9 protein-coding genes are annotated in these 10588 nt (G+C 48.4%); all 9 read right to left on the reverse strand.

Going from position 1 to position 10588, the window contains the following annotated elements; translation table 11 throughout:
- Positions 1-226: 226 nt before the first annotated feature.
- On the reverse strand, positions 227-2383 hold the full coding sequence (locus ACTQ3K_RS11705) for an RNA degradosome polyphosphate kinase (protein ID WP_441568032.1): 2157 nt from the start codon (positions 2381-2383) through the stop codon (positions 227-229).
- 5 nt (positions 2384-2388) lie between these two features.
- The gene (locus ACTQ3K_RS11710) at positions 2389-3912 is read right to left on the reverse strand and encodes a Ppx/GppA phosphatase family protein (protein WP_441568031.1); all 1524 of its coding nucleotides are present in this window, start codon (positions 3910-3912) and stop codon (positions 2389-2391) included.
- 115 nt (positions 3913-4027) lie between these two features.
- Entirely contained in the window at positions 4028-4264 is a 237-nt protein-coding gene (locus ACTQ3K_RS11715; protein ID WP_441568030.1) for a hypothetical protein, read from the reverse strand.
- Between the two features lie 252 nt (positions 4265-4516).
- Positions 4517-6721 (reverse strand): LTA synthase family protein, encoded by a 2205-nt coding sequence (locus tag ACTQ3K_RS11720; RefSeq protein ID WP_441568029.1) that lies wholly within the window; start codon positions 6719-6721, stop codon positions 4517-4519.
- A 27-nt stretch (positions 6722-6748) separates the two neighbouring features.
- On the reverse strand, positions 6749-7570 hold the full coding sequence (locus ACTQ3K_RS11725; RefSeq protein ID WP_441568028.1) for an undecaprenyl-diphosphate phosphatase: 822 nt from the start codon (positions 7568-7570) through the stop codon (positions 6749-6751).
- Positions 7567-8262, reverse strand: coding sequence for a uracil-DNA glycosylase (locus tag ACTQ3K_RS11730; protein ID WP_441568027.1), 696 nt, complete (start codon positions 8260-8262; stop codon positions 7567-7569). Before ACTQ3K_RS11730 ends, ACTQ3K_RS11725 begins: the two co-directional genes overlap by 4 nt.
- Before the next feature lie 27 nt (positions 8263-8289).
- Positions 8290-9051: an imidazole glycerol phosphate synthase subunit HisF gene (gene hisF / locus ACTQ3K_RS11735; protein WP_441568026.1), complete on the reverse strand. Its 762-nt coding sequence runs from the start codon at positions 9049-9051 to the stop codon at positions 8290-8292.
- Positions 9052-9071: 20 nt separating this feature from the next.
- Complete coding sequence (hisH, locus tag ACTQ3K_RS11740) at positions 9072-9677, reverse strand: imidazole glycerol phosphate synthase subunit HisH (protein ID WP_441568025.1); 606 nt, start codon at positions 9675-9677, stop codon at positions 9072-9074.
- A gap of 152 nt (positions 9678-9829) precedes the next feature.
- Positions 9830-10348 (reverse strand): hypothetical protein, encoded by a 519-nt coding sequence (locus ACTQ3K_RS11745; protein WP_441568024.1) that lies wholly within the window; start codon positions 10346-10348, stop codon positions 9830-9832.
- Positions 10349-10588: the final 240 nt, after the last annotated feature.

Here is a 10588-nt window from a genome sequence, read left to right on the forward strand (position 1 = left end):
TGCTGCAGCAGCACAGTTCGCTACAGTGCGACCCCCGCGGAGCGTTTTTGTTTCATGAGTCGCCCTTTCCCATGAACTATTTTTGCTTCACAGGGCGCCCTTTCCCATGAACTATTTTTTGCTTCATAGAACGCCCTTTCCTATGAAATAAAGAAATCAGGAGTGCCGCCATTCCGATGTACACTCCTGATCTGTCTGATTTATTTTATTGTATCTGTTTTGCTTTTTATTCCTCTTCCAGATGCTCTCTGGGCACAAAGACCCGTCCGGCCCCGGCTTCTTTCTTTTCCTGCTTCACTGCCTTTGCGGCCTGGATTGCTTCCCTGCAGAATACCTCCTGAGAATCCACCAGAAGCTTTCCGCGCTTATCAGGCTTTTCATATGTTCCATCTGCCTGCAGGATATGGGCACGGACATTGTCCTCCAGCTCCACCTCCAGAATATGGAGTGCCTTTTTCTTATTGGCTTCCACTTCCACCGGGAACACCAGTTCTACCCGGCGGTCCAGGTTTCTGGGCATCCAGTCAGCACTGCCCATATAGATTTCGTAATCGCCGCCGTTCTCGAAATAAAAGATCCGGCTGTGCTCCAGAAAGGTTCCTACAATGGAGCGCACCTGAATATTTTCACTGACTCCGGGAATTCCGGTCTTTAAACAACAGATTCCCCGGACGATCAGATCGATCTTCACCCCTGCTGCCGATGCCCGGTACAGGCTCTCCATAATCACCGGATCGCAGAGGGAATTCATCTTGGCAATGATCCTTCCCTCCATTCCCTGGTTCACTCGCTGGATTTCCCGGTCGATGAGCGCCACAAACTTGTTTTTCAGCCACAAAGGTGCCAGGCACAGCTTGTTCCAGCTTAATGGTTCGGAATAGCCGGACAGCATATTGAAGACTGCGCTGGCATCCTCCCCCACTGCCCGGTCACAGGTCATGATTCCGGTATCGGTATACAGCTTTGCCGTGGAATCATTATAATTTCCCGTTGCCATGTGCACATAACGGCAGATCCCATCCGCCTCACGGCGCACCACCAGACAGATCTTACAGTGGGTCTTTAAACCCAGAAGTCCGTAAATGACATGGCAGCCGGCCTTTTCCAGCTTTTTCGCCCAGATGATATTGTTTTCCTCATCAAATCTTGCCTTTAACTCCACCAGCACCGATACCTGCTTGCCGTTTTCCGCCGCCCTGGCCAGCGCCGCCACGATGGGAGAATTTCCGCTTACCCGGTAAAGCGTCTGCTTGATGGCAAGCACCTGAGGATCCACCGCCGCCTGACGGACAAAATCCACCACCGGATCAAAGGATTCGTAGGGATGGTGCAGGAAAATATTTCCCTTTTTGATGCAGGTGAAAATATCCTCTTCCCCGGCAAACTCCGGAACCGGCTGGGGCGTCCATTTTTTCTGCTTCAGATGGTCGAATCCATCCATTCCATACAGCTTCATAAGGAAGGTCAGATCCAGAGGACCGTTGATGTCAAAGATCACATCGTCCTTGATGTCAAACTCCTTCTTTAAGATCTTCAAAAGGCGCTTATCAATGGATTCCTCCACCTCCAGGCGGATCACCTCTCCCCACTGGCGGCGCTTTAACTGCCGCTCGATCTCCTTTAACAGATCCTCAGCCTCCTCCTCATCGATCGGAAGATCTGCATTCCGCATGATCCGGTAAGGATGGGCACAGATCACTTCATAATTCAGGAACAAGCGGCTCATGTTCCGCTCAATAAGCTCCTCCAGTAAAATGAAACAGCGTCCGCCTTCTTTTCCGGCAGGCAGCTCCACGATCCGCGGCAGCACAGCAGGCACCTGAACAGTGGCAAATTCCAGGGCATCCTTATGCTCTGCGCCCTTTTTCTTTTTTAACAGCGCTGCAATATTCAGTGATTTGTTGCGGATCAGCGGAAACGGTCTGGAAGAATCCACCGCCATAGGGGTTACCACCGGATAAACCTCCGTCTCAAAGTACTGATCGGCAAAAGCCGCCTGTTCTTTTGTCAGCTGCTCATGATGGGAGAGTACGGTGATCCCCTCTTTTTTTAAGAGCGGCAGTAACGAACGGTTCCAGGTGGAATACTGAAGATCCACCAGCTCATGCATCCCCGTCCCGATCTTCTCCAACTGCACCTCCGGCGTCATTCCCGCCAGATCCTTCTTCGTATAGCCTGCATGAACCATGTCTTTTAATGATGCCACACGCACCATGACGAACTCATCCAGGTTCGAGGCCGTAATGGATAAAAATTTCAGCCGTTCAAACAGCAGATTGTTTTTATCCCGCGCTTCACAGAGGACACGGTTGTTGAACTGAAGCCAGGACAGCTCCCGGTTCTGAAAATATTCGCTTTTCTGAAATTCCCTGTTTTCTGCCATGACTCCTATCCCTTCTTTCTTCTGAGCACCGGCCGGATCCCATATACTTCCTCAAAGAAGTCTGCTTTCGGGACAAACAGGCTCTGCTCCAGCATGATATTTTCCGTAGAATCCGTTGTGATCACCATCTGCTGATCCCGGACGGAAACCTTGATATTCTTGAATTTCTGCTTATGGCTGCGATCGATGGCATTTCCGATTTTTAAGATGGCAGTCAGCTTGGCAATGGTGATCCGCATCTGCTTATCCAGCGTGACAGAATCCGCCGTATAATCAAATTCCAGCGTATTATACTTCACCACATTGGCAATGATTTCCCGTTCTTTATGAGAGATCCCGATAATCTCCGTGGACAGAATGATATTATAGGCACACTCCCCCGGCGTCCGCATACTGATATATTTTCCGCAGTCATGGAGAATGGCACTGATCTGCAGCAGCAGCCGTTCCCGTTTTCCGAGGCCATGATACTTCTTCATGCTGTCAAACAGGTTCAGTACATTCTTTTCCAGGATAGCCGAATGGTTCTTATCACACCGGTAGCGCTCCGCAATGATACGCGCCGCCGCGATAATGTCGCCGGAAAAATCATGGGTAAACCGGATCAGTTTTTTCTGTTCTGCATATTCCGCCGCAATTCCGTCTCCCAGCCGCACACCGGGAAGCCACAGAAGCTCCGCCCCTGTCACATCGATCAGCTTTTTATAAACCATGGCACCTGGTACGATCAACGCCACATACTCTGCCGGAATGTCATACTTTTCTGCAATTCCCGCCTCGCTGAGGGTCCGCAGATCCTGATAGAAATTCAGGAATTCTTCCGCCGTGATCCGCTGGCGGTCAGATTTTGCACCACGCCCCAGATACAGGGCACATACTCCGGTAGCAATGATATTTTTCACGTTCCGATCCTTCAGAAACAGCTTCTGGAAGGTATCGATATCGTTGTCGATCAGCTCCTGCGTGATCTGATACTTATCAGCATCCGTTCCTCCGGTACCCGAAAGGATCTGATAAATCCGGAGAGCTCCCAGTTTTAAATTCTGGGTCGTCACCAGCATATCCTTGTCGAAGAGAGAAATCTGCATACTGCCGGAGCCTACCTCCGCAATGGCTGTTCCTTTCTGGATCATGTTGTTGAATTCATTTTCCTTCGCCGCAATGGCCTTGTAGCATAAAAAGCGCTGCTCGGAATTGCTGAGGATCTCGATCTTGATTCCGGTCCGCACCTGGATCTGATCCAGGACGACCTCCCGGTTTTCCGCCTCCCGCAGTGCGCTGGTTCCATATGCTTTATAGCCATCCACCTGGTACTCCGACATGATCTCCTTGAATTTCAGAAGAAGCCGGCACATTTCATCGACCCGTTCATGACTGATCACGCCCCGCCCATAGGTATCTCGCCCCAGACCGATGATCTTCCTTACCCGATCCAATTGGTTAATTCCTTTTTTCGGGGAGATCTCATATATCGTAAGCTCCAGCTCATAGGAGCCCACATCGATCGCCGCAAATGTCGTTACTGCCATTCCATCACCCCTTGGTTCCTTAGTTTTTCCGGTCTGTTCTGACCACATTCTTTACCCTTCATTTTACCCCATATGACTGTAAAAAAGCAAGTAAGAAACAGGTAAAGAACGACACTCAGATCTTCTCCGTATCCTTTTGTCCATCCGCCTGTTCCTCTTCTTCGAGAATCGCCCGGATACTGTCCACCATTTCCCTTTTCATCTTTTTAATCTCCTCCGGTGTATAGATATAATAATACGATGGCGGGATCAGAGAATACAGATCCCCGGCTCTCTGCCTCCACTGATAATCCATATGCCAGAGTTTCCATTTCCAATACAGCTTCTTTACCATCTCTTTTATATATTTCATCGTTTTTAACATCATTATATAGAACTATATCGTGCATATATACACTATATTATAAGAAGTACCTGCTCGTCAAGCACAGGCGTCTCTGATTCTATATTTTTTTATTTTACAGAGCACACCTTCCTATGAAATTTTTTGTTTCATAAGACGCACCTTCCATGGAACAAAAAACTTCCCTCTCTATCAGATCCTGTTTTTCTGATAAAAAGGGAAGTCTGTTTCTTATTGATTCTCTTTTTGTTTCTTCTGCCTTTAATTCAAGCTGGAGCTGTTCTTGGTATCTCCGAAAATATAGCTGTACGCATCGTTCTCATACACAATGCTGGAGATCTGACGGCGGTTAGAGGCGACCTTCTTCATAGTTGCCACATAATCCTCCTGGGACGCTGCATCCAGGGTACAGCCCGCAGACGGCGTAAAGGTCTGAGTATAACGGTCATAATAGCCCTGATCGGTCAGCCAGCTTCCGGAGTTGAAAGCCACAAGAGGCGTGGAATCCGAAAGAATATCTGTGCCGGAAAGCATTCTGGAATCATATTCCAGGCCGAGGAGATTGGAGATCGTCGGCAGAATATCTACCTGGCAGCAGACCTTATCTACCTGAACCGGTTCTGTCATGCTTCCTGTCCACATGATCAGCGTATTCTTATACAGGTTGTAGTCTGTGATCATTTCCTCCTTCAGGTTATCTGCCAGAGCCGATGTATCTCCGGAAGAGAAGGTCTTTCCGGCAAGCTCCTCGATGGTGGATACGTTGAAATAGGGAATATGATCCGCGGCCAGGACAACCAGTGTCTTGTCTGCGATCCCGGCATCCTCCAGCCTCTGGAGCAGATATTCCATGGACTTGTCCAGCTCGATCACAGTACCAAGATATCCCTGGGTCACCTCGGAATATCCGGTATTACTTACCAGCTCCCGGTTCTTCTTTGCCTGAGCATTACTCTCAAATTCATAAGGCATGTGCCCGCTGATAGTCATATAGTATACATTAAACGGCGTGCTGCTGCCGATATACTGATCCACCGTCTGCTCCATGCAGTAAAGATCCGACTGCGGCCAGATTGCCTTTGTGCCGGCCTCATTCATTTCCATATTGAATCCGGTTCCGCTCTGCACCCATTTATAGCCAAGGTTTGTATGGGATTTCAGACGATTATACATATCTCCGTTTGCATGAAAGCCAATGGAGCCATAGCCTTGACGGTTCAGCTGCTGCGCCAGACTGAAATACCAGTTTGTTCCCGCATCACCACTGTCCTGCATGATGATAGTACCGCCATTCTGAGGATATAACCCGGTCAGATTCTGACACTCGCCACCGGAGGTACTGGTATAATGAAGCGCAGAATAGAAATTATTGAACACAAAGCCCTCATGGGACAGCTTCCAAAGCGTTGGTGTCAATTCCTGGCTGATTCCATATCCGGTAAACCCTTCCGCCGTCACAAAGATCACGTTATAACCCTTAAACGCTCCCGTATATTTATTCTTATTGGAGGGCGTCTGGCTGTTAAAATACTTACAGAGCCAGGAAACATCATCGTTGGAGGCATTGGCCGCCAGCGTCTCCAGATCTACATTCATCACATTGGGAGAGGTATCTGTATTGGTAAACAATGACGCATTTCCGGAGGCAGCCACACTCCCTGTCTCTTCCGTACTGTCCGTCGCCTTACTCTCATTCTCTGCCAGGCTTGGCGTAGCTGCAAAATCATCATCCAGATTCTTCTTCACACCAAAAAGCGAATGTTTCAGATCCAGGCGAAGCATGGTCGTAACGCCAAGCTGTTCTACCTGATCATCCACGTTGGTATTTGTGGCATACATGGAAGCCGGCTTATAATCACCGCTCCAGGGCAGGTGCAGTATCAGCAGGCCCAGAAGGTGGGTCGCTACAAATGCGCCAGCCACAACACCGGAAAGTCCAATCCATTTTTTCTTGAAATTATAGAAGTTCCGGCCAATCACATAAATAAAGATCACCGGGATAAACATCAGAAGAATTCCAAACAGATTTCCTAAGATTCCCTTGATAATAGCATCCATATAGTCCGTCAGCTTGTTGTTGGCTGCCGTTTTGGCGATACTGAACAACTGATAATACGTTGCCAGAATCTTCTTGGTCATCATCTCAACCGTATAAACCACGCTGAACAGAATCGTAATCACATAAGTAATGATCCGATTCACGCGGAAGCTGAAATTTATTGCCAGCAGGGATAACAGAAAGCCCATGGATACAGAAAACAACAGCCAGATCGGCAGGTATTTTAAGCTTTCCTTCATATAAATATGAAACATCAGTTCCAGATAAAAAATCATCATCGGAAAATACAGGATCGGTCCGAGAACCGATAACAGCCCCAGAACGCCCTGCGGTCTTCTGCCGCGGCGTCTGGAACCTTCACCCAGGCTTCCGTACTGACTTCTTCTCCGTCTTCTATAGTCTGCCATAATTCTTCCTCACTTTTTGTAAACTGCCTATTTGATCATGAAATACAATAACACCAGAATGCCGAGAATAATCCGGTAAATCCCGAACGCGGTGAAATCCTTTTTCCTGATATAACTCATCAGGAATCGGATTGCAAACACCGATACCAGAAATGCTGTGATCATTCCCACCAGAAGCACAACCACCTCCATTCCCGTATAATGGAAGCCAAACTTGATCAGTTTTAAGAAGCTGGCTCCAAACATCACCGGAATGGACATGAAGAACGAATATTCTGCTGCAATGGGTCTGGAGACTCCGATCAGCATGGCGCCCAGAATCGTTGCGCCGGAACGGGAGGTTCCCGGAACCAGGGACAGAACCTGAAATGCACCAATAATCAGCGCATCCTGATAGGTAAGCTGAGAAAACTTCTCCACCGTGAAGTACCGTTTTCTATTTCTCCGCTCCAGAAGGATAAACAGTACGCCGTAAATGATCAGCGTTGCCGCAACCACATGGCTGTTATAAAAATGGGCATCAAACCAGTCATTAAACAGGACGCCAAGCACGCCGGCCGGAATACAGCCTACAAGGACCTTTCCCCAAAGTCTCCAGGTCTGCCGCTTCTGCCGGTTATTTTTCCGCGATGAAAAGGGATTCAGCTTATGGAAAAATAAAATGCATACCGCCAGGATCGCACCAAGCTGGATCACCACACGGAACATCTCCATGAACTCCGCGCTGACCTTTAAGGGCAGCAAATCCTCCAGAAGGATCATGTGACCGGTACTGCTGATGGGCAGCCACTCGGTAATTCCCTCTACGATTCCGAATACGATCGCTTTTAATAATTCTACGATATTCATACCTTCTCCCCGTTTGCATTGATATTTTCAATTTGCCAGTCAATGGGTTCTATTCCATGAGCCTTCAGAAATTCATTTGTTTTACTGAACGGTCTGCTTCCGAAGAATCCCCGGTACGCCGACAACGGACTCGGATGAGGGGCCTCCAGAATCAGATGATTCGGATTGGTGAGCATCGGCTTCTTATTCTGCGCCGGCCGGCCCCAGAGAATAAAAACAATGGGCTGATCCAGCTTATTTAATGCTTTGATGGCGGCATCCGTAAACTCCTCCCAGCCGATTCCCCGGTGAGAATTAGCTGCATGGGCCCGTACCGTCAAAACCGTATTCAGAAGCAGGACTCCCTGTTTCGCCCACTTTGTCAAATACCCGTTGTTTGGGATATAGCAGCCAAGATCATCGTGAAGCTCCTGGTAAATATTCACCAGCGACGGCGGGATCTCCACACCAGGCTTCACGGAAAAGCAGAGTCCGTGAGCCTGCCCTATATTATGATACGGATCCTGCCCAAGGATCACCACCTTGACCTGATGAAACGGTGTCAGCTCAAAGGCAGAGAAAATATCCTTTGCATCCGGAAACACCTGTCTGGTCTTATATTCTTCTTTTACTGTCTGATATAACCTGGCATAATATGGTTTCTTAAACTCAGCCGACAACGGCTCCAGCCAGTCATTGGATATTGCAGCCATAGCTATCCTTCTTTCGTTCTTTTTCCGTTACAGCCGCACCGGAATACCACGACCTGCAAGATATTCCTTCAGATCCCGGATCTCCAGCTCTTTATAATGGAACAGCGAAGCCGCCAAAGCCGCATCCGCCTTTCCCTCTGTCAGTACATCATAAAAATGCTCTTTTGTTCCTGCTCCGCCGGAGGCGATCACCGGAATGGATACATTTTCTGCAATGGCAGCCGTCAGTTCATTATCATATCCGGCCTTTGTTCCATCACAGTCCATACTTGTCAGAAGGATTTCTCCTGCGCCCAGCCGGTCTGCCTTCATCGCCCATTCCACTGCGTCCAGTCCCACATCGATCCGTCCGCCGTTTTTATAGATATTCCAGCCGGATCCATCGGCCCGCCGTTTGGCATCAATGGCCACTACCACACACTGGCTTCCGAATTTTTCTGCCGCCTCGGAGATCAGGTTTGGATGATTGATGGCCGAAGAATTAATGGAGATCTTATCCGCTCCTTCCCGAAGCAGTGCCTTAAAATCCTCCACTGTCCGGATTCCTCCGCCGACTGTAAATGGAATAAATACCTTTTCTGCCACCCGACGCACCATATCCACCACAGTATTTCTTGCATCCGAGGAGGCTGTGATATCCAGAAACACCAGTTCATCTGCTCCGGCCTTGTCGTAAGCCGCCGCGATCTCCACGGGATCACCGGCATCCCGCAGATTCACAAAGTTGACACCCTTTACCACCCGTCCTGCATGCACATCAAGACAGGGGATAATTCGTTTTGTATACATGGCTTTCCTCCTGTCTTCTGTTACAGCGCCGCAAAGTTTTTCAGGATCTGTAACCCAACATCACTGCTTTTTTCCGGATGGAACTGGCAGGCGAACACATTGTCCCGCTCCACTGATGCATGGATTGTAGTTCCGTACTCCGTTGAAGCTGCAACGATGGCCTCATCCTCAGCCTTCAGATAATAGGAATGAACAAAATATACATACGCTCCATTTTCAATTCCCCGGAACAAGCCTGCATTCTCGCGGATCTCCAGAGAATTCCACCCGATATGCGGAATCTTTAGCCCCGGTGTGTCAGGAATCCGAAGAATCCTTCCAGGCAGGATTCCAAGCCCCGGAACACCAGGCGTCTCCTCACTGCTTTCAAATAAAAGCTGCAAACCCAGACAAATTCCCAGAAACGGCGTTCCCTGTTTTACCACATTCTGAATCACCGGAACAAGCTCATACTGCTGAAGCCGCTCCATGGCATCGCCAAAACTTCCCACACCAGGAAGCACGACCCTGTCGGCATTTAAGATCTCTTCCCTGCATCTTGTGATCTTTGTCTCCTGTCCCAGAAACGCAAATGCCTTTTCCACACTTTTTAAGTTTCCTGCGTCATAATCGATGATTGCTATCATGCTGTCACTTCCTTATGATTGCTGTCTTTTGCATCTGATCCGCAGCTGCGGATTTCTTTTAACAGCCTGAGCAAAGCCCAGTACATTGATATCTTAACACAATCGTCATAGCCGCACAATAGAAGAATTGGAGGATTTTCTTAAGAAAATCCTTATTTTTCCCACGATCCGCCCAATATCCAGTCCACACTGTTTTCCCGTACAGCATGGCCCCGTCCATCCAGATTATCCGGAATCTGAGGATACTTCTCATGAATACGATATAACTGCGATTTCCGATTCAGGCTTACCGTCTGCTCAAATGGCCAGCGGATCACGCCAGGATGAAGGAATCCCTCACCCAGCTCCAGAATCAGCAGATTTCGGTTTACCGTATTCATCAGCCAGTTCATATAGGACTGCCACCGTTCCTCCCCTCCTGCTGTCGGATTCGTTTCCCCTGCATAGGGCGCTGCGATCCTGGTCTGATCCAGCTGCGAAGAACCAATCTCTCCATCTTCCACAGTTGTCACAATAAAATAATCCTTATCTCCGAGAAGTCTGCTCAGTTTCTCATACGCCGTTCTGATTTCGCTTCTCTTTTCTTTCTTCCACTCTCCTCCGATTCCCACCAGAACATATTCACTGTCTGCAAGGGCGGAGTGAAACGCATTCCGTTCTTCTTCCGTCATAATAACCTCCGATGATACAAAAATACCCGGCATGAAATCACTTCACACCGGGATCATCTTTTGTAACACAATCTTATGTACTTTAAATGCTTCTGTATCTCAAAACTCTTTCGTATTCAGAAGGTAACCATACCTTCAAAACTACACATTGTCCAACATCATTTCATTCCCAAAACTCCTAAACCACCTGGATAAGCCCTCGACCGATTAGTAACAGTCAGCTCCACACATTACTGTGCT

Source organism: Candidatus Paralachnospira sp. LCP21S3_A2, assembly GCF_052118925.1.
Classification (GTDB): Bacteria; Bacillota; Clostridia; order Lachnospirales; family Lachnospiraceae; genus Lientehia.

Excerpts from the sequence above, each read along its gene's own strand:
- ACTQ3K_RS11705 (WP_441568032.1), bottom strand. The coding sequence starts at position 2,383 with ATGGCAGAAAACAGGGAATTTCAGAAAAGCGAATATTTTCAGAACCGG.
- ACTQ3K_RS11710 (WP_441568031.1), bottom strand. The coding sequence starts at position 3,912 with ATGGCAGTAACGACATTTGCGGCGATCGATGTGGGCTCCTATGAGCTG.
- ACTQ3K_RS11715 (WP_441568030.1), bottom strand. The coding sequence starts at position 4,264 with ATGAAATATATAAAAGAGATGGTAAAGAAGCTGTATTGGAAATGGAAA.
- ACTQ3K_RS11720 (WP_441568029.1), bottom strand. The coding sequence starts at position 6,721 with ATGGCAGACTATAGAAGACGGAGAAGAAGTCAGTACGGAAGCCTGGGT.
- ACTQ3K_RS11725 (WP_441568028.1), bottom strand. The coding sequence starts at position 7,570 with ATGAATATCGTAGAATTATTAAAAGCGATCGTATTCGGAATCGTAGAG.
- ACTQ3K_RS11730 (WP_441568027.1), bottom strand. The coding sequence starts at position 8,262 with ATGGCTGCAATATCCAATGACTGGCTGGAGCCGTTGTCGGCTGAGTTT.
- hisF (WP_441568026.1), bottom strand. The coding sequence starts at position 9,051 with ATGTATACAAAACGAATTATCCCCTGTCTTGATGTGCATGCAGGACGG.
- hisH (WP_441568025.1), bottom strand. The coding sequence starts at position 9,677 with ATGATAGCAATCATCGATTATGACGCAGGAAACTTAAAAAGTGTGGAA.
- ACTQ3K_RS11745 (WP_441568024.1), bottom strand. The coding sequence starts at position 10,348 with ATGACGGAAGAAGAACGGAATGCGTTTCACTCCGCCCTTGCAGACAGT.